The organism is Frondihabitans cladoniiphilus (assembly GCF_039544345.1).
GTDB lineage: Bacteria > Actinomycetota > Actinomycetes > Actinomycetales > Microbacteriaceae > Frondihabitans > Frondihabitans cladoniiphilus.
On sequence record NZ_BAABLM010000011.1, the window covers coordinates 52,509 to 71,432 of the forward strand.

Annotated in this window: 21 protein-coding genes; 14 read left to right on the top strand and 7 right to left on the bottom strand. The window is 68.9% G+C overall.

The genetic code is table 11. From position 1 onward, the window contains the following. Window positions 1–8: 8 nt before the first annotated feature. The gene (locus ABEA39_RS17430; RefSeq protein ID WP_345377241.1) at window positions 9–1,355 is read left to right on the top strand and encodes a dihydrolipoamide acetyltransferase family protein; all 1,347 of its coding nucleotides are present in this window, start codon (window positions 9–11) and stop codon (window positions 1,353–1,355) included. On the opposite strand, the gene ABEA39_RS17435 is transcribed toward ABEA39_RS17430, so the two are convergent. From ABEA39_RS17435 to ABEA39_RS17460, 6 genes are all read right to left on the bottom strand, one after another. Beyond that, window positions 1,352–2,656, bottom strand: a complete 1,305-nt coding sequence (locus tag ABEA39_RS17435) for a DedA family protein (RefSeq protein ID WP_345377242.1) — start codon at window positions 2,654–2,656, stop codon at window positions 1,352–1,354. The genes ABEA39_RS17430 and ABEA39_RS17435 overlap by 4 nt on opposite strands. A gap of 21 nt (window positions 2,657–2,677) precedes the next feature. Beyond that, complete coding sequence (locus tag ABEA39_RS17440; RefSeq protein ID WP_345377243.1) at window positions 2,678–2,953, bottom strand: hypothetical protein; 276 nt, start codon at window positions 2,951–2,953, stop codon at window positions 2,678–2,680. 164 nt (window positions 2,954–3,117) lie between these two features. Beyond that, window positions 3,118–3,768: a response regulator transcription factor gene (locus tag ABEA39_RS17445; RefSeq protein WP_345377244.1), complete on the bottom strand. Its 651-nt coding sequence runs from the start codon at window positions 3,766–3,768 to the stop codon at window positions 3,118–3,120. Beyond that, window positions 3,765–5,054 (bottom strand): sensor histidine kinase, encoded by a 1,290-nt coding sequence (locus ABEA39_RS17450; RefSeq protein WP_345377245.1) that lies wholly within the window; start codon window positions 5,052–5,054, stop codon window positions 3,765–3,767. The genes ABEA39_RS17445 and ABEA39_RS17450 overlap by 4 nt, the downstream gene beginning before the upstream one ends. A 67-nt stretch (window positions 5,055–5,121) precedes the next feature. Continuing rightward, window positions 5,122–5,931: a hypothetical protein gene (locus ABEA39_RS17455; RefSeq protein ID WP_345377246.1), complete on the bottom strand. Its 810-nt coding sequence runs from the start codon at window positions 5,929–5,931 to the stop codon at window positions 5,122–5,124. Beyond that, window positions 5,928–6,851, bottom strand: coding sequence for an ABC transporter ATP-binding protein (locus ABEA39_RS17460; RefSeq protein WP_345377247.1), 924 nt, complete (start codon window positions 6,849–6,851; stop codon window positions 5,928–5,930). Before ABEA39_RS17460 ends, ABEA39_RS17455 begins: the two co-directional genes overlap by 4 nt. A 123-nt stretch (window positions 6,852–6,974) precedes the next feature. On the opposite strand from ABEA39_RS17460, the gene ABEA39_RS17465 reads away from it, so the two are divergent. The 9 genes from ABEA39_RS17465 (at window position 6,975) to ABEA39_RS17505 (ending at window position 13,353) form a co-directional block, all read left to right on the top strand. Then, window positions 6,975–7,886, top strand: a complete 912-nt coding sequence (locus tag ABEA39_RS17465) for a metal ABC transporter solute-binding protein, Zn/Mn family (RefSeq protein WP_345377248.1) — start codon at window positions 6,975–6,977, stop codon at window positions 7,884–7,886. 47 nt (window positions 7,887–7,933) lie between these two features. Next, window positions 7,934–8,749: a metal ABC transporter ATP-binding protein gene (locus ABEA39_RS17470; RefSeq protein WP_425556998.1), complete on the top strand. Its 816-nt coding sequence runs from the start codon at window positions 7,934–7,936 to the stop codon at window positions 8,747–8,749. Next, window positions 8,746–9,711 carry a metal ABC transporter permease gene (locus ABEA39_RS17475; protein WP_345377250.1) on the top strand — a complete coding sequence of 322 codons (966 nt, stop codon included), beginning with the start codon at window positions 8,746–8,748 and terminating at the stop codon, window positions 9,709–9,711. The genes ABEA39_RS17470 and ABEA39_RS17475 overlap by 4 nt, the downstream gene beginning before the upstream one ends. Further along, window positions 9,708–10,115, top strand: coding sequence for a Fur family transcriptional regulator (locus ABEA39_RS17480; protein ID WP_345377251.1), 408 nt, complete (start codon window positions 9,708–9,710; stop codon window positions 10,113–10,115). Before ABEA39_RS17475 ends, ABEA39_RS17480 begins: the two co-directional genes overlap by 4 nt. 157 nt (window positions 10,116–10,272) lie before the next feature. Next, window positions 10,273–10,509, top strand: coding sequence for a 50S ribosomal protein L28 (rpmB, locus tag ABEA39_RS17485; protein WP_066275737.1), 237 nt, complete (start codon window positions 10,273–10,275; stop codon window positions 10,507–10,509). Further along, on the top strand, window positions 10,509–10,676 hold the full coding sequence (gene rpmG, locus ABEA39_RS17490; protein ID WP_055961458.1) for a 50S ribosomal protein L33: 168 nt from the start codon (window positions 10,509–10,511) through the stop codon (window positions 10,674–10,676). The genes rpmB and rpmG overlap by 1 nt, the downstream gene beginning before the upstream one ends. 2 nt (window positions 10,677–10,678) lie before the next feature. Continuing rightward, a complete protein-coding gene (gene rpsN / locus ABEA39_RS17495) occupies window positions 10,679–10,984 on the top strand; it encodes a 30S ribosomal protein S14 (RefSeq protein ID WP_345377252.1) in 306 nt (101 codons plus the stop codon). A gap of 82 nt (window positions 10,985–11,066) precedes the next feature. Then, window positions 11,067–11,354, top strand: coding sequence for an HU family DNA-binding protein (locus ABEA39_RS17500; RefSeq protein ID WP_345377253.1), 288 nt, complete (start codon window positions 11,067–11,069; stop codon window positions 11,352–11,354). 118 nt (window positions 11,355–11,472) lie between these two features. Next, window positions 11,473–13,353, top strand: coding sequence for a cytochrome c oxidase assembly protein (locus ABEA39_RS17505; protein ID WP_345377254.1), 1,881 nt, complete (start codon window positions 11,473–11,475; stop codon window positions 13,351–13,353). Between the two features lie 75 nt (window positions 13,354–13,428). Here the strand turns inward: ABEA39_RS17505 and ABEA39_RS17510 are convergent, their stop codons facing one another. After that, entirely contained in the window at window positions 13,429–14,520 is a 1,092-nt protein-coding gene (locus ABEA39_RS17510) for an LLM class flavin-dependent oxidoreductase (RefSeq protein ID WP_345377255.1), read from the bottom strand. 102 nt (window positions 14,521–14,622) lie between these two features. On the opposite strand from ABEA39_RS17510, the gene ABEA39_RS17515 reads away from it, so the two are divergent. The 4 genes from ABEA39_RS17515 (at window position 14,623) to ABEA39_RS17530 (ending at window position 18,866) form a co-directional block, all read left to right on the top strand. Beyond that, window positions 14,623–15,081: a hypothetical protein gene (locus ABEA39_RS17515; protein ID WP_345377256.1), complete on the top strand. Its 459-nt coding sequence runs from the start codon at window positions 14,623–14,625 to the stop codon at window positions 15,079–15,081. A 142-nt stretch (window positions 15,082–15,223) separates the two neighbouring features. Next, window positions 15,224–17,005, top strand: a complete 1,782-nt coding sequence (locus ABEA39_RS17520; RefSeq protein WP_345377257.1) for an APC family permease — start codon at window positions 15,224–15,226, stop codon at window positions 17,003–17,005. A gap of 7 nt (window positions 17,006–17,012) precedes the next feature. Next, window positions 17,013–18,233 (top strand): saccharopine dehydrogenase family protein, encoded by a 1,221-nt coding sequence (locus tag ABEA39_RS17525; RefSeq protein WP_345377258.1) that lies wholly within the window; start codon window positions 17,013–17,015, stop codon window positions 18,231–18,233. Window positions 18,234–18,314: 81 nt separating this feature from the next. Next, window positions 18,315–18,866, top strand: a complete 552-nt coding sequence (locus tag ABEA39_RS17530; RefSeq protein WP_345377259.1) for a hypothetical protein — start codon at window positions 18,315–18,317, stop codon at window positions 18,864–18,866. Window positions 18,867–18,924 lie beyond the last annotated feature (58 nt).

Genomic DNA, 18,924 nt, shown 5'->3' on the forward strand with positions numbered 1-18,924 from the left:
GAGACTCCGTGTCCTTGACGACCACGAGCAACGAATTCCATCTTCCCGACGTCGGCGAAGGCCTGACCGAGGCCGAGATCGTCGAGTGGAAGGTGGCCCCGGGCGATGTCATCTCGGTGAACCAGGTTCTGGTCGAGATCGAGACCGCCAAGTCGCTCGTCGAACTCCCCTCGCCGTTCGCCGGTGTCGTCGACGAACTCCTCGTCTCCGTGGGCCAGACCGTCGACGTGGGGGCGCCGATCATCCGTGTCTCCGGCGGCGAGATCCCACGCACTCCGGCCGACGACATCCTCGAGGCCGAGGCCGAGGTCCTCAGCCTGCCCCACCCCGTGGCCGACGAGGCGGGCGGGGCCGTCCTGGTCGGTTACGGCACCACCGGGGGGCACCTCTCGACGCGTCGCCGCCGCCCCAGCAAGGGCGAGGCGGACGCGCGGGTGGCTCGCGTGGCCGAGGAGAAGCGCCGACGCCCGACGTCGGTACCGGCATCCTCCGCTCAGCCGGTCGTGGTCAAGCCGCCGATCCGCAAGCTCGCGAAAGACCTCGGAGTCGACCTCGCCATCGTCGAGCCCACCGGCCTCGCCGGCGAGACCACTCGCGACGACGTCATCCGTCACGCGCGTCAGGCCAGCGTCTTTCACAACATCGAGACGCCGGAGTGGGGCGACGAGCGGATCGAGCGGATCCCGGTCAAGGGGGTCCGCAAGGCCATCGCCTCCGCCATGGTCGGATCGGCCTTCACGGCTCCCCACGTCAGTCTCTTCGTCGACGTCGACGCGACCCGCACGATGGAGTTCGTCGCCAGGCTCAAGAACTCGGCGCAGTTCGCCGGGGTCAAGGTCTCCCCGCTCCTCATCATGGCCAAGGCCGTCATCTGGGCGGTCCGCCGCAACCCCACCGTCAACTCCGAATGGACGGACGACGAGATCATCGTCCGGCACTTCGTGAACCTCGGCATCGCGGCTGCGACACCCCGCGGGCTCATCGTCCCGAACGTCAAGGAGGCCCAGGGCATGTCGTTGCTCGAGCTGGCCCAGGCACTCGAGCAGCTCACGCTGACGGCGCGCGACGGGAAGACGCAGCCTGCCGACACCAGTGCGGGCACCATCACGATCACCAACATCGGAGTGTTCGGCATGGACACCGGCACGCCGATCCTCAACAGCGGCGAGGTGGCGATCGTCGCCCTCGGCACGATCAAGCAGAAGGCCTGGGTCGTCGACGGCGAGGTCCGCCCTCGCATGGTGACGACGATCGGTGCCAGCTTCGACCACCGGGTCGTCGACGGCGACGTGGCCTCGCGCTTCGTGGCCGACGTCGCCAGCGTGCTGGAAGAGCCGGCACTGCTGCTCGACTAGCGCCGGGCGAGGCTCATCTGCCAGCGCGCCAGCATCGCGCGCGAGAACCGGGCGGCCACGACGTACGACGCGACGATGCCGACGAAGAGCGTCAGGTAGCCGACGAGGATCACGGTGACGGGCGCCACCACGATGGGCAGGGCCAGGCGGCCGGCGAACCCGAGACAGACCGCCGTCAGGCCGATGAGCTGGAAGAACGAGCGGACGCGCTCGGCCCGGGTCACCGGCAGTCCCACCAACCCCCGGAACGCGAGCACCGTCGCGATCCCGAGGAGCACCTCCGGCAGCACCAGCAGGGCGAGGCCTTCCCACGGCAGGGCGTGACCCGCCCACAGCCCCAGGCCGACGAGCGACGCGGTGATCCGGTCGAGGGTCGGCTCCGTCCACAGTGCGCGGTCGCGCGGAGACCGACGCGACCCCTCGGGCCGAAGCAGCGTCTGAAGGGGCTTCGACAGCAGGGTCGCCAGAAGCAGGAGGGCGGCGACGAAGAAGTGCTGGTTCGCCGCAATGACGGCAGCGGCGAGAACGGTGGATGCACGGACCGCGAAGACGGCGATGGCACCCGTCCGACCCTGGAACGCCTCGACGACGACGGTGCGGGTGGCCGGTCGCGTCTGCTCGGGCGGCTCGGGGAGGACGAGGTCAGCCCCCGCTCCGATCACCCGCACGGGGTCGTCGACCGCGCCTCTCCGCCTCCGCCGAAGGGCGCGGACCACCACGACCAGGGTGACGACGACGACCGCGGCCCCCGCCAGGATCCAGCCGGCGTTGCCGAGGTAGTGCTGCACCGCGTCGAGGGAGGAGCGCAAGAGGTAGCCGACCCCCACGTAGAGGGCGGACCAGAGGACTGCCCCCGAGAGCGAGGCGGCGACGAACGGCCGGTAGCCCACGCCGGCCACGCCGGCCGCGGCCGGAGTCAGCGTTCGGACGACCGGAACCATCCGGGTCAGCAGCACGGCCCAGGCGCCCCGCTTCTCCAGGACGCCGACGGCGCGGTCCCAGTTGCCGGTGCCCAGGCGGGCGATGAGACGCGTGTCGCGAAGGCCGCGGCCGAAGCGGCGTCCGAGGAGGTAGCCGACATGGTCGCCGGCCGATGCCCCGATGGCTACGAGGGCTAAGTAGGGCACGACCTTCCACGCTTCGTCGAACGTCGCCGAGAGCAGGAGCACGATCGTCTCGCCGGGGAGGAAGAAGCCGAGCCCGAGCCCGGACTCCAGGAAGGAGAACAGGCCGCCGAGCGTGTAGACGAGGGCGAGGGGGAGGGAGGAGGCGGCATCCGTGATCCAGCCGAGGATGTCCATGGGTGTCCTTTTCGGAGGGAATCAGCGGTCGCGCTTGCGCCAGGCGACGAAGACGGCGACGGCACCGAGGAGGACGGCCAGCCGGGAGCCGTCGCCGCGGTGCTTGCCGAGCGCCAGCCTGACCAGCAGTGCGGTCACCAGTGCGAGACCCAGCAGGACGAGGCCGGCGAGCACGAGGAACGAGAGGACCGTCTGCCAGTTGAGGACGACGAAGAGGGTGGCGAGGACGGCGAGCCCCGCCACCACGTAGCGGCGGACCGGGACGGGCCGATCGAGAGTCGTGATGTCGGCGCGCATCAGGCGACTCCGACGATCGCGGCGAGGAGCAGGGAGGCGAGGGCGCCGTCCTTGAGCGGGCGCGTTTGTACGTATGTCATATATCAAGCGTAAGCCGTGCATCCCGCAGGCCGCATGGTCACGGGGGATGAACGGGGTGGTACCGGAGTATCAGTCGCGCGAGGTCAGACGAGGCCGTGCTGGTACGCGTAGATGACGGCCTGGACGCGATCGCGCAGTTCGAGCTTGGCGAGCACGCGCCCCACGTGCGTCTTCACCGTCGACTCGGAGAGGAACAGCTTGGACGCGATCTCGGTGTTGGAGAGCCCGTGTCCGATGGCGACGAGCACCTCGTGCTCGCGCTCGGACAGCGGCGTCGCGGCGGCAGGCGTGGCGTCGCCGACGGGCAGGGTGCCCCGGTAGAGCTCGAGCATCTTCTGCGTGATGCGCGGCGACACGATCGCCTCGCCCCCGGCGACGGTGTGGATCGCCTGCACGAGCTCGGCCGGCGGCGCGTCCTTCAGCAGGAAGCCGCTCGCCCCGGCGTTCAGCCCGCCGAACGCGTACTCGTCGAGGTCGAAGGTGGTGAGGATGATCAGCCGCGTCGACGACGAGGCGGCGGTGATACGCCGAGTCGCCTCGATGCCGTCCAGTCCGGGCATCCGGACGTCCATCAGGATCACGTCGGGCTTCAGCTCGGCGGCGCGCGTCACCGCGTCTTCCCCGTTGGTGGCTTCGCCAATGATGCGAAGGCCGGGGGATGCGCCCAGCACCATCGCCATGCCGGCTCGGATGAGGTCTTGGTCGTCGACGAGCAGGAGGGAGATGTCGGTCATCGGGAGGTTCCTCTGGCTTGGGGGAGGGTCATGTGCATGCGCCAGCCGCGGCCGTCGGCACCGCGCGGTCCGGCCTCGACGACGCCGCCGTAGAGAGCGGCGCGCTCGCGGAGGCCGACGAGACCGCGGCCGCTGCCGACGGACGGAGCGGGGCCACGGAGGAAGCCGTCGTCCACGACGTCGACCGTCGTGCCCTGCTCGGTGTGTTCGAGCCGGACGAGGACGCGCGTGGGTTCGGCGGAGTAGCGGAGCGCGTTCGTCAGGGCCTCCTGCACGGCGCGGTAGATCACGACCTGCACCCCGTCGGCCGTGGGCTCGTCGCCGACCCGCTGGATGGCGACGGGGAGCCCGGCCGAGCGATATGTCTCGAGGAGGTGGTCGAGGTCGGCGAGTGTGGGCTGCGGCGCGATGTCGGTCGGGCTCTCGGTCTCGCCCTCCTCGCGCAGCACGCCGAGAAGGCGCCGCATCTCGCGGAGCGCCTCGCGGCCGGATTCGCCGATCTGGCGCACGGCGGTGCGGGAGCGTTCGGGATCCGTCTCGACGACTGCCTCGGCACCGTCGGACAGGCGGACCATCACCGAGAGGCTGTGCGCCACGATGTCGTGCATCTCGCGGGCGATGCGAGAGCGTTCGGCGGCCGTGGCGAGCTGGGCCTGCTGGTCGCGCTCGCGGGCGAGCTGGCCGGCGCGGGCGATCAGGGCGTCGAGGTAGCGCTTCCGGTTGCCGATGTTGCTGCCGAAGAGCAGCGTGACGACGAGGGCGACGACGAGGACGTAGCTGTGGTCGAGGAAGTGGCCTCCCGCGATGGCGCAGACGGTGTAGCCGGCGTAGGCCGCACCCGCGCCGATCCAGGCGAACAGGGGTCGGGAGTAGACGGCCATCGCGTAGACCGCGACGACGAGTGCCGTGCTGTCGGGTCGGGACACGACGACGGTGAGGATGCACGAGCAGACGATGACGATGACGAGGGAGGTGACGGGACGAGTCCGCCGCCAGAGGAGCGCCGCCGCGGAGACGAGGGGCAGCACGAACCAGCCGTGGACGAACCAGTCGGCCCCTTGTGTGCCGCGCCCGTTGTCGATGCTCTCGGCATAGCCGAGGAGGAGGACGACCAGGGCGATCAGGATGTCGGCGAGCCGGGTGTGACGGGCCCAGAAGCGCCGGACGACCCCCGGCGGCCGAGGCAGCAGGAGGTCGTCGTCGGTGATGGGAAGGACCGTCGGTGTCGCCTGGGCGGCGGCGAGAGTCGCCGCCTGCGCACGCGCGCGAGCACCCCGGAGATCCATGGCACCGACGGTACCGCTCCGGAGTGCTCGCGTCGTCATGCCGCAGTGCCAGTCACTGGGCCGGTGGTCAGACGTCGCGCTTACGGAGCAGGACGACTGCACCGATTCCGCTGACGACGAGCCAGGAGAGGGTCACCACCAGAGCTTCCGGAACGTGCTTGCGGTAGACGTCGTCGCAGAGGGCGAGCGCCAGGGTCTGCGTCGAATCCGAGACCAAGTACTTCGCGGCGTCGATCGACTCGGGGAGGAAGTTTCCGATGATCGGCAGGACGAACAGCACACCCACGACGATGGCGATGCCGGCCGCGTTACTGCGGACGATGGACCCGACGAAGACGCCGAAGAGCGCTACAACGAAGAGGTAGAGGACCGTGGTGCCCAGCCCGCCGAGCACGTACGGGTCGGTCAGGCTCGCGTGGTAGCCCTTCGACTCGAAGATCGGCAGGCCGATCAGCGCAGAGAGTCCCCACGAGACGACTCCGAGAACGATCGCGGTGACGCAGGCGACGACGGCCTTGGCGGCGAGGACGCTGAGGCGCCGCGGGTTGCTGACGAGAGTCGACTGAATGAGGCCCGTCGTGTACTCGCTGGTGACGATGAGGACGGCGAGGATGCCCATCACCAGCTGGGAGAACGACACTCCGGCCGCGAGGGACGGCCCCACGAGCTCCTGAGGATGCGTGGCCGAGGTCACAGGCTCGTAGGAGAGAGCCACGATGGCGACCATCGCGACGGCGAGGAATACGAGTGTCACGGCCGAGTAGACGGTCGAGCGGACGGTGAGGAGCTTCTTCCACTCCGACGCCATCGTGGTGCCGAAGGTGAGACGGGGGCGCTCGGTGGAGCGGGGGCGGAGGGAGGGGGTGAGGGTGGTCATCGCGAGGACTCCGTGTGGTTGCTGGTGCGGTACTCGACCGCGTCGTGGGTGAGGGCGAAGAAGGCCTCTTCGAGGGAGGCCTGCACGGCGGTGAGCTCGTAGAGCACGATGCCGTTGGCCGAGGCGAGTTCGGCGATCTGCTCGAGGGGGATGCCCGTGATCTCGGCCGTGTCGGCGGCGGTCGTGGTGATCGTGCCGCCGAGGGGCGCGAGGATCTGAGCGAGGCGGTCGAGGCCGTTGGTGCGGACGCGGACGGAGTTGCCGTCGGCCTGCGCGAGGATCTCGGCGACGCTGGCGTCGGCGATGAGCTCGCCCTTGCCGAGGACGATTATGCGGTCGGCGGTCTTGGACATCTCTTCCATCAGGTGGCTGGAGAGGAGGACGGTGCGTCCGTCGGCCGCCATGGAACGGACCATCTGGCGAACCCACTGGACACCCTCGGGGTCGAGGCCGTTGACGGGCTCGTCGAGGATGACGACCTTGGGGTCGCCGAGCAGGGCGGCGGCGATGCCGACGCGCTGGCCCATGCCGAGCGAGAACTTGCCGACGCGCTTGCCGGCGACCGCGCCGAGGCCGGTCAGCTCGATGACCTCGTCGACGCGGCGGTTCGAGATGCCGTTGGAGGACGCGATCACTCGGAGGTGGTTGCGGGCCGTGCGACCCGGGTGGGCCGCTTTCGCGTCGAGGAGGATGCCGACCTCGTGCAGCGGGGCGGAGGAGGACACGTAGGGCCGGCCGTTGACGGTGACCGAGCCCGAGGTGGGGCGGTCGAGGCCGACGATCATGCGCATGGTGGTCGACTTGCCGGCGCCGTTCGGGCCGAGGAAGCCGGTGACCGTGCCGGGTTCGACACGGAAGGACAGGTTGCGGACGGCGGTCTTGTCGCCGTAGCTCTTGGTGAGGTTGCGTGCTTCGATCATGGTGTCGACAGTAGCCTTAGTCATATTTCAGATGTGTCACACCGTCGAATGATCTCGATGGCACCCAGGTACCGGGCCTGGCGGTTTTGACAATCATTATCGATAAGCGCTAGCGTCGGCGTCATGAAGTCGCGACTGCTCGTCCCCCTGCTCGCCACGACGGCAGTGGCCGCGTTCGCCCTCACCGGGTGCTCGTCGTCCTCGCCCGGGGCGGGCGCGGCGAGTGGCGGAGCCATCAGGGTCGTCGCCTCGACCGACGTCTACGGCGACATCGCCTCGCAGATCGGCGGCAAGGCGGTGTCGGTCACGAGCATCCTCACCAATCCCAATCAAGACCCGCACGGGTTCGAGGCCGACGCCCAGACGCAGCTCGCCATCTCCAAGGCGCAGCTCGTCGTCGAGAACGGCGGCGGATACGACGACTACGTCGACACGATGCGCTCGTCGGTGAAGTCGAAGGCGCCGCTGGTCAATGCTGTCGACGTCTCGGGCTTCAAGGCCGTCGACGGCGACCTCAACGAGCACGTCTTCTACGACTACCCGACGATGACGAAGGTGGCGAACGCCATCGCCGCCCAGCTCGCCAAGATCGATCCGGCGGAGTCGAGCACCTTCTTCTCCCACGCAGCGACGTTCAAGACGGCCATGGGCAAGCTGGAGGCCCAGACGGCCGCGCTCAAGACGACCTACGCCGGCCAGAAGGTCACCTATACCGAGCCGGTCCCCGGCTATCTCTTCGACTCCATCGGTCTGGTCAACGCCACCCCGGCCGCATTCTCCGAGGCGGTCGAGGCCGGCAACGACGTGCCGCCCGCGGCGCTGAACGACATGCTCAAGCTCCTCGCGAGCAAGGAGGTGAAGCTCCTCGCCTTCAACGAGCAGGCCTCGAGTCCCGAAGCGACGGAGGCGCAGAAGGCCGCGGAGAAGGCCGGGTTGGCGGTCGTCCCCGTCACGGAGACGCTGCCGAAGGGTGAAGACTACGAGGCGTGGCAGCAGAGGAACGTGGACGCGATCAAGGCGGCGCTGAGCAAGTGACGTCCCGCGAGAGTGAAGCCGTGCATCCCACGCCCGTGGTGTTGAGGATGCGCGGTGCAGGCATGCGCTTCGGCGACCGTCAGCTCTGGTCGGGGCTCGACCTCGAGGTGCGAGCCGGCGAGTTCGTCGCGATCCTGGGGCCCAACGGCGCCGGCAAGACCACGCTGCTCAAGGCGATCCTCGGGCAGCAGGAGCTGTCGGAGGGGTCGATCGAGTTCCTCGACCAGCCCGTGCGGCGGGGCCATCGCAAGATCGGCTACATTCCGCAGCAACGGTTGATGGACGCCGGCACCCCGCTCCGCACCCGCGACATGATCTCGCTCGGAGCCCTCGGCCACCGCTTCGGCCTGCGCCGTGCCAGCCGGGCCGAACGCCGGCGGATCGACGACCTCGTCGACGAGGTGGGCGCCTCGGCGTTCGCCACCGCCCCCGTGGCCTCCCTCTCCGGGGGCGAGCAGCAGCGGGCCCGGGTCGGCCAGGCGCTCGCCGCCCAGCCGGCTCTTCTCCTCTGCGACGAGCCGCTGATCTCGCTCGACCTGAAGCACCAGCGCGGCGTCACCGAGCTGATCGACCAGCAGCGCCGCAGTCTGGGCGCCGCCGTCGTCTTCGTCACGCACGACGTCAACCCGATCCTCGACGTGGTCGACCGGGTGCTCTACATCGCCGGCGGACGCTTCACGATCGGCACGCCCGACGAGGTGCTTCAGGCGCCCGTGCTGAGCGAGCTGTACGGCACGCCGGTCGACGTCGTCCGCACCCTCGGGCGGATCGTCATCGTCGGCAGCACTCAGGCGGCCGAGGCGCACGGCGACGGCCAGCACCACACGCATCCCGAGCACGACCCGGAGGGTCCCGTCCGATGATCCTCCTCGCCTCGAGCCTCACCGACGTCGGCCAGGTCCTGTCGCACGTCCTGTCGTTCCAGAACTTCGGCGAACTCGTCGTGCTGGTCCGCAATTCGTTGATCGCCGGCGCCCTGCTCGGCATCGTCGGCGGGCTCATCGGCCCGTTCGTCATCACGCGCAACCTGCCGTTCGCCGTCCACGGCATCAGCGAGCTGTCGTTCGCGGGTGCCTCCATCGCCCTGCTGATCGGCGTCAACGTCGTCACCGGGTCCTTGATCGGTAGCGTGCTGGCGGCGTTGATCATCGGGATGCTCGGCAATCGTGCCCGCGAACGCAACTCGATCATCGCGGTGCTCATGCCCTTCGGCCTGGGGCTGGGCATCCTCGCGCTCGCCCTCTACCAGGGCCGTTCCGCCAACAAGTTCGGGCTGCTGACCGGGCAGATCGTCTCCGTCGACAACCCGCAGCTCGGGTGGCTGCTGGCCATCTCGCTCGTGGTGATCGTCACCCTGCTGGTCGTGTGGCGGCCCCTCACCTTCGCGAGCATCGACCCCGACGTCGCGGCCGCGGCGGGCATCCCCGTGCGAACGCTCTCGATCGTGTTCATGCTCGCGCTCGGCCTCTCCGTCGCCGTGTCGGTCCAGATCGTCGGGGCGCTGCTCGTGCTCTCGCTGCTGGTGACGCCGGCGGCCGCAGCTTTGCGCCTGACCGTGAACCCGGTGGTCGTGCCGCTGTTGAGCATGCTGTTCGCCGTCGTCTCGGTCGTGGGCGGCATCCTTCTCGCGCTCGGCGGCGGCCTTCCGATCTCGCCGTACGTGACCACGATCTCGTTCGCGATCTGGCTCGTCTGCCGTCTGGTCGGCGGGCGGCGGGAGAAGCGCGGCTCCCGGACGCGAGGGCGACTGCTGCCGCCGACGGGATCGACGCGTCAGGTCTCGGCCGTGTCGAGCGCCCCGACGAAGACGGAGGTCGCCCCGTGAAGCGCAACACCTGGCAGCGGGAGGCCGTCCGCACCGCGCTGACGACCTCGGAGGGTTTCGTGAGTGCTCAGGTCCTCCACTCGCACCTGCGCGATCAGGGGTCGCCGATCGGTCTGGCCACGGTGTACCGCGCCCTGTCGTCGCTCGAGTCGGAGGGCGAGGCCGACACGCTGCAGCAGGACGGCGAGAGTCTGTACCGCGCCTGCACGCCGGGAACGCATCACCATCACCTCATCTGCCGCACCTGCGGCAAGACCGTGGAGATCTCGGCGGATCCGGTGGAGTCCTGGGCGCAGAAGGTGGCGGCCGAGAACGGTTTCACGCAGGCCGAGCACGTCGTCGACGTGTTCGGCACCTGCGCCGAGTGCTCGGCCGCGCTTGCCGAGCCCGGGCGTGTCGTATAAGCTCGACCCTTGGTTGAGTGCTATCTGCGCTCATGTATGCCGATTTCCCCCTGGTCCGCTTCGGCGGGCGCTGCTCCGGCGGCGGGAAGGACGCGTGCCGACAAGTGACCTTGGGTAGGGCTTCTCGAAGCTCCTACGGTATCTACGGAGGAAAACCATGGCAGCAACCTGCCAGGTGACTGGAGCCGTTCCCGGCTTCGGACACAACATTTCGCACTCGCACCGACGCACCAAGCGTCGTTTCGACCCCAACATCCAGAAGAAGACCTACTACGTTCCGTCGCTGCGACGTAATGTCACCCTGACGCTCAGCGCCAAGGGCATCAAGGTCATCGATTCGCGCGGCATCGAGAAGGTCGTCAAGGACCTGCTCGCACGTGGGGAGAAAATCTAATGGCAAAGAGCCAGGACGTTCGTCCGATCATCAAGCTCCGCTCGACGGCGGGCACCGGTTTCACGTACGTGACCAAGAAGAACCGTCGCAACAACCCCGACCGCCTCGTGCTGAAGAAGTACGACCCGGTCATCCGCAAGCACGTCGAATTCCGCGAGGAGCGCTAAACATGGCGAAGAAGAGCATGGTTGCCAAGAACGAGCAGCGCAAGGTCATCGTGGCGCGCTACGCCACGAAGCGCCTCGAGCTGAAGAAGGCCCTCATCGACCCGAATGGGACCGACGAGAGCCGCGAGGCCGCCCGCGTCGGCCTCCAGAAGCTCCCCCGCAACGCTTCGCCGGTGCGCGTGCGCAACCGCGACGCCGTCGACGGCCGCCCCCGCGGTCACCTCAAGGCCTACGGCATCAGCCGTGTTCGCTTCCGCGACATGGCGCACCGTGGCGAATTGCCGGGCATCACGAAGTCTTCCTGGTAGGTTCTGAGGCGGTTCCCGTGAGAACCGCCTAGGTACTTCATAGAAATCACTTCACCAAAACCGTGTCCGAGGAGGACTACACATGGCTGACAAGTCACTGAACCGTACCGAGCTCGTCGCAGCTGTCGCCACCGAGTCGGGTCAGAGCCAGGCTGCCGTTTCCGGCGTCGTCGACGCTCTGTTCTCGGTCGTCTCGAAGACGGTCGCCGACGGCACCAAGGTGACCATCCCCGGATGGATCGCCTTCGAGAAGACGCACCGCGCCGCTCGCACCGGCCGCAACCCGCAGACGGGTGAGGCTCTCGAGATCGCCGCCAGCGACAGCGTCAAGGTCAGCGCCGGCTCCAAGCTCAAGGCTGCAGTCAAGTAACTCGGTTCCACCTCGAAAGGGGCGTCGACTTCGGTCGGCGCCCCTTTCGACATTCCGAGCCTCGGCGCCGTCGCAGGCCGGTGCGGGTCTCGCAGGTGGTCCTCGTTAGGCTTACCGGGTGCCACGACTGACAAGAATCGCCGGGCCGGCCCTCCTGGCGCTGGTGGCGTTCGCGGCTCTTCTCGTCGCTCTCGTCTACGGCGGGGCATCGGCGAAGCCGCTTCTCGAAGACCCCGGTGCGGTCGTGCGCTACGGCCTCCCGATCGCCTCCCTCTTCACCGACCTCGGCGCAGCCCTGACCATCGGCACCCTCGCCCTCGGCACCTTCGCGCTGACGCCGTCGCGCCCCGAGTGGGCTCGCGCCCTCGACATCGCCTCGGCCGGCGCCGCCTTCTGGACCGTCGCATCCGCCGTCACCGGGTTCTTCACGTTCCTGTCGGTGTCGAACGTCCGAGTGACCGCCGACGCGAAATTCGGCGAATCGCTGGCCTTCTTCCTGACCAACACGAGTCTCGGGCTCGCCTGGCTGATCTCCACCCTCGTCGCGGCGCTCGTGACGGTCCTCTGCTTCGCCGTGCGCGGCGTGACACCGGTGTTCCTGGTCGCCCTGGTCGCCGGGGCGGCCCTGATCCCCATCGCCGGGCAGGGGCACGCCGCGGGTACGACGGGGCACGTCGCCGCCGTCACTGCACTCGGGCTCCACATCGAAGGGGCCGCTGTGTGGTTGGGCGGGCTCCTCGCGCTGGTCCTGCTCCGTCCGGTCCTGGACCGGCCGCGGGTCGGGCTCGTCCTCGCGCGGTACTCGACGCTCGCCCTGCTCTGCTTCGTCGTGGTGGCGGTGTCGGGGGTCGCCAGCGCCGGCATCCGCCTGGGCTCCTGGTCGGAGCTCGGCTCGCGCTACGGCGTCCTCGTCGTCGTCAAGATCGTTGCACTCGTCGTCCTCGGGCTCTTCGGCGTCGTGCACCGGCAGGTGCTGGTCGGCAGGATGCAGAACTCCCCGGCGGCTCGTCAGGGCACGTTCTGGTGGTTCGTCTCGGCCGAGCTCGCCTTCCTCGGCATCGCGTCGGGTGTTGCGGCTGCTCTGGCGCGGACCGCCGATCCGGTGTCGGCGAAGGCTCTGACCGACACCGGCGCGGTGTCGCCCGCCGAAGTGCTCACCGATTCACCCCTTCCGCTCGAGTTCTCTCCGCTCCGGTGGGTGTCGGGCTGGAACCTCGACCTCGTCTGGCTGCTCGCCTGCGCCTTCCTCGTCGCGTTCTACGTGGCGGGGGTGGTGCGGGTCCGCCGCCGCGGAGAGGCTTGGCCCATGGGGCGGACGATCCGCTGGTGCCTCGGCCTCGTCGTCCTGTTCCTGGCCACGAACGGTGCCCTGAACGTCTACGAGCGGTACCTGATCAGCGCGCACTTCGTCCTGGTCGGGCTCGTCGCATTCGTCGTGCCCGCGCTCCTGGCGTCGGGTGCGCCCTGGACCCTCGCGCTGGTCAGCATCGCCAAGCGCACCGACGGCAGTCGCGGACCCCGCGAGTGGCTGATGCTGGTCGTGCGCTCCCGAGGGGCGGCGGTGCTGACCCACCCGGTTTCCGGCGTCGTCCTGCTCGCCGCCTCGCTCTGGGCCTGGCTCTTCACGCCCCTGTTCCGCTGGTCGCTGACGACCTACGGCGGGCACACGGTGCTCGTGCTCCAGCTTGTGCTGGTCGGCTGGCTCGTGGTGCAGGCGCTGCTCGGACTGGATCCCGTCCGCTACGCGACTCGAACGGGCATCCGCCTCGCCGTCGTGGGCGGCACGGTCGTCGTGGCCGCCGTCGTCGGCATCGTGCCGGCGCTCGGCGACGGACTGCTGCTGGCCAACTGGTACGGCGCGATGGGGCGGCTGTGGGGTGCCCCTCCGGTCGCCGACCAGCACGAGGGCGGGGTGGCGCTGGCGTTGATCGGGGTGGTCGTCGCAGCCGTGCTGGCCGTGGTGGTCGCGGTGAGGGCGGGGCGGCGGAGCGAGGGCTGAGCGAGCGGGGGATCGTGCATCCCACGGGCCTCGCTGCCAGGCGTCAGCCGACCGGTCGCCGCCCGTCGCGAGTCGTCAGCCGGCGATCGGCTCGGGTGCCGCAGCCATCATCTCGCGGACCATCGGCGCGACCTCGCGGCCGTAGAGCCCGATGCTCGACAGGAGGTGTTCGTGGGGCAGGAGACCCATGCTGTACCGCAGGTCGAAGCGCGAGGCACCGAGGATGCGCAGGTTGCGAACGATCTTCGTGGCCACGGTCTCGGGTGAGCCGACGTAGAGGGCGCCCTCCGGGCCGGCGGTCGCCAGGTACTGCTCCCGTGAGTAGGGCGGCCAGCCGCGCTCGCGTCCGAGCTGGTTGGTCTGCGCCTCCTGGTACGGGTAGAGGATCTCGAGAGCCTCTTCGTCGGTCGCCGCGACGAACCCGGGGGAGTGCATGGCGATCGGCTGCAGGGGCTGCTCGAACTGCGCCAGGGCACGGCGGTACAGGTCGGCGAAAGGCGCGAACTGGGCCGGCTGGCCGCCGATGATGGCGAGGAACAGCGGCATGCCGTAGTGCGCCGCGCGGACGACCGACTGGGGCGAGCCGCCGACGCCCACCCACGTCTTCAGCGTGCCCGACTCGGGGCGCGGGTACACCCACTGGTCGGTCAGTGGGCCCCGCTTGTTCCCGTTCCAGGTGACGGGCGCATCGTGGAGGACTTCGGCGAAGAGGTTGATCTTCTCCTCGAAGAGCTCTTCGTAGTCGGCGAGGTCGAGGCCGAAGAGGGGGAACGACTCGGTGAAGGATCCCCGGCCGAGGATGACTTCCGCACGGCCGTTCGACAGGGCGTCGACGGTGGCGAAGCGCTCGTAGACGCGGACCGGGTCGTCGGAGCTGAGGACCGTCACGGCGGAGCCCATGCGGATGTTCGTGGTCCGCGCCGCGATGGCGCCGAGCACGACCTCAGGGGCGGAGACGGCGAAGTCGACGCGGTGGTGCTCGCCGACGCCGATGAAGTCGAGGCCGATCTGGTCGGCGAGGACGGCCTGGTCGACGAGGTTGCGGATCGACTGAGCGTGGGTGAGGGGCGTCGCCGCGAGAGGCGTGCCGGAGATCGGCTCGGTGACGTCGCCGAACGTGTCGAGGCCGAGCTGGATCGGGAAGGTGGCGGCGGGCTGGTCGGTCATGGGATCCCCATTTCTATGCGTTTGCATACTACGGCACTCTCTCCTTCTTTGCTCAGAAACAGAATGTAAAATACTGTGTTCACTTTCCTGACTGGAGACACCATGATCTCGACCTCGACCATCCGCAAATCCGCCTCTCTTGCCGGAGGGGCCGCTCTCGCAGCCGTCCTCCTCACGGGCTGCGGTTCCATCACCATCAACGGCGACGGCGACGCCGGCACCGACTTCTTCGGCAACGGGGGCTTCGCCGCCTACAGCTCGGAGGACTACGCAACAGCATCGGATGCGACCGACGCGATCAAGTCAGGCACCCTTCCCGCGGAACTCCCGCACGACGCCACGGACATCGTCGTCGCCACGGGCGGCGACAGGGTCTTCGCCTCGTGGAGGGGCGAGCAGGCTCCTATCGACAGCTGCCGGACGTCCTCGGAGTCGGTGCCGACGCCGCCGGAGCAGGTCGCTCACCAGGGCACCCCGACGAAGATCGCCGACTGCGGCGACGGTGTGCACCAGGCCACCGTCGGCGACTTCACCTACTACTGGAGCCTCGGCTCGAAGTAGCGGCCGGCCGCCGCGGCGCCCCACCACGCTGCCGCGGCGGCAGAAGAATTCACACGAGGGGCCGGATCGGCAGTGGTGGAAGGCGCTCGACCTACGGTTCAGTGGGCCAACCGTTCGACGCCCGCACCGTGAGGAGCCCCGCATGACAGCAACCGCTTCGCCGCCGTCCACCCAGTCCGTCGACACGAAGGGGCTGAAGGGCGGATCGCTCGGACTGCTGTCGAGTGTGGTGGTGGGTGTTGCATCCACCGCTCCGGCCTACAGCCTCGCGGCGAGTCTCGGCTTCATCGTCGTCGGCGGCGCCACGGTCGCGGGGGTCCGGGCTCCCGGCATCATCCTGCTGGCGTTCATCCCGATGTACCTGATCGCGGTGGCGTACCAGGAGCTCAACAAGGCCGAGGCCGACTGCGGCACGACGTTCACCTGGGCCGCGCGGGCCTTCGGGCCGAAGACCGGGTGGATGGGCGGCTGGGGCATCATCGCGGCCGACGTGATCGTCATGGCCAACCTCGCCTCCATCGCCGGGTCGTACACGTTCACCTTCGTGGGCAGCTTCGGACTGCCCGCGGTCGCCGCACTCGCGAACAGCACCCTGTGGTCCACCGTGGCGGGGCTGATCTGGATCGTGCTGATGACCTACATCTGCTACCGCGGCATCGAGATCTCGGCCCGGCTGCAGTACTTCCTGCTGGCGTTCGAAGTGATCATCCTCATCTTCTTCGCGGTGTTCGCCCTCGTGAAGGTGTACTCCGGCCACGCCGAGTCGTACTCGCTGATGCCCTCGCTGTCGTGGCTCAACCCGTTCCCGCTGGGCTTCCAGACCATCGCACCCGCCATGCTCACCGCGATCTTCATCTACTGGGGCTGGGACACAGCGGTGTCGATCAACGAGGAGACGAAGGACCCCGAGAAGACGCCCGGCCGCGCCGCCATCCTCTCGACCGTGCTCCTCCTCGTCACCTACGTGCTGGTCGCCGTCGCCACCATCGCGTTCGCCGGCGTCGGCGACAAGGGCATCGGCCTCTCGAACCTGGACAACGCGAACGACGTGTTCTCGTCCATCGGGCCGACACTCTTCGGCGGCGGAGTGGTCGGGTCCATCCTGATGGCCCTGCTCGGCTTCTCGATCCTGACCTCGGCCTCCGCCTCGACGCAGACGACGATCCTCCCGACCGCTCGCACGTCGCTGTCGATGGCGGTCTACAAGGCCCTGCCCGCCCAGTTCGCCCGGATCCACCCGAAGTACCTCACCCCGACCTGGTCGACGGTCGGCATGGGCGTCATCTCGTGCCTCTTCTATCTGGTCTTCACCTTGATCAGTGTCGACCTGCTGAACGCGCTCATCGGTTCCATCGGCCTCATGATCGCGTTCTACTACGGCATGACCGGCTTCGCGTGCGTCTGGTACTACCGCAAGACGCTGTTCCAGTCGGGTCGCAGCATCGTCATGCGCGGTATTTTCCCGTTCCTCGGCGGCGTCATGCTGCTCTCGGTGTTCGTCTACGGCGTCTACGCCTTCGCGGCACCCGACTGGCTGACCGATTCGAAGGGCAACAACGTGACGATCTTCGGGTGGGGTGCCGAGGCGGTCGTCGGCATCGGTGGTCTGCTGATCGGCGCGATCCTCATGATCCTCTGGCGCCTCGTCAAGCCCGACTTCTTCGTCGGTCGCACCCTGACGAAGCGCTCGGACGACTTCGTCCTCTCGCCCGGCGAGGGCGTGAACGCCCAGTTCGGCCTGCCCGACTCCGGCTACTTCCCGACCGTCGTGGCGCCGGACTTGTCGAACCTCCCGACCGGCGCCATCGCGATCAACGCCGAGACCGGACGTCGCATCCGAGGCGACCGCCACACCGGCCCGACCCCCGACACCCGCGAGACCACGACACCGTCGTCCCCGACCGATCCCACCGAAAGCAAGTAGCCCTCCCATGAAGATCCTCATCGTCGGCGCCGGCGGCGTCGGTTCCGCCGCCGTGCGCATCGCCGTCCGCCGCTCCTTCTTCGACACCCTCGTCGTGGCCGACTACGACCCGGCACGGCCTGCCGCGCTCGTCGAAGAGATGGGGGATGCACGGCTCGTGGCTGCCCAGGTCGACGCCTCTTCGTCCGCCTCCGTCGCCGCCCTCATCCGCGAGCACGGCATCACCCACGTGCTCAACGCGGTGGACCCCCGCTTCGTGCTGCCGATCTTCGAGGGGGCGTTCGAGGCGGGGGCGACCTACCTCGACATGGCCATGAGCCTCAGCCGCGCGCATCCCACGGACCCGTATTCCGAGACCGGGGTGAAACTCGGCGACGAGCAGTTCGCGGTGGCGGCCGACTGGGAGGCGGCGGGTCAGCTCGCGCTCGTGGGGATCGGTGTCGAGCCCGGGCTGTCGGACGTGTTCGCGCGCTACGCGGAGGACGAGCTGTTCAGCGAGATCGACGAGCTCGGGGTGCGAGACGGGGCCAACCTCGTCGTCGCGGGCTACGACTTCGCGCCCTCGTTCTCGATCTGGACCACCATCGAGGAGTGCCTCAACCCGCCCGTGATCTACGAGGAGGGGCGCGGCTGGTACACGACCGAGCCGTTCTCGGAGCCCGAGGTGTTCGACTTCCCGGAGGGCATCGGCCCGGTGGAGTGCGTGAACGTCGAGCACGAAGAGGTGCTGCTCATGCCGCGCTGGACCTCGGCGAAGCGCGTCACGTTCAAGTACGGGCTCGGCGACGAGTTCATCGGCGTGCTCAAGACGCTGCACAAGCTGGGGCTGGACTCGACGTCGCCCCTGAACGTGAAGGGGGTGCAGGTCTCGCCGCGCGATGTGGTGGCTGCGGCGCTGCCGGATCCGGCGACCATCGGGCACCTGATGAGCGGCAAGACCTGCGCCGGGGTCTGGGTGACCGGGAAGGGAAAGGACGGAGCTCCTCGCTCGACGTACCTCTACCACGTGGCCGACAACGAGTACACGATGCGCGAGTACGCCTCGCAGGCGGTCGTCTGGCAGACGGCGCTCAACCCCGTGATCGCGCTCGAGCTGCTCGCGACGGGCGTCTGGAGCGGCGCGGGAGTGCTCGGGCCGGAGGCGTTCCCGGCGGGGCCGTTCCTGTCCCTGCTTGCTGGACCCGCCCCGGCGGGGTACGACTCGCCCTGGGGGATGGTCGAGAAGTAGCCCGCGGTTCACCCGGTCGGGCCGGTTCGGTTGCGTTCGGTTCGGCCTAGCGTGGGGCATCCGCAAGAGAAGGGGATGCTCGTGGCCAACCGGTTCAGTGAGTGGCGGGATCGCTCGTCCCTGCCGGCGACCTTCGCGTTCCTGTTCGTGGTCTTCACAGCGGGGCAGCTGCTGATCAGCGGCTTCTGGTCGCGAGGGAACTGGGTGCCCGCCGCCATCGGCTACGGGATCGGTGGCGTCGTGTATGCCGCGATGCTGACAGGGATCATCGCGTGGCGTCGTCGCCGCAGCGGCGGTGCCGACACGACGGCGGCCATCAATCGCGCATGCCGCACCGGCCATGCGCCGGCTGAGGTCGACGCCGCAATCTGGCTGCCGGAGCTCGCTCGCCGCGTGAGCAACCTCGAACGGGACCGGATCCTCGGCCCGGTCGTCTTCGGCTGCTTCGCCGCGGTCGGTGTCGTGCTTGTCGTGCTGGGCGAGTCCGTCTGGGTGTCGCTCGGTCTGACCATTTTCTTCGTGGCCTTCGGCGTCTACTACTGGTTCGCCCGCCGGAGGATCCTTACCCGGACGGCCTCGGTTCTCGAGCAGGTGGATACCCGGACCCCCGTCGAGCCGCATCCGACCTACTGACCGCCGCCCGCCAGTCGGGCCGATTCGCGCTCGCGAGTCCCCTTGTTCGCGGCAGCCC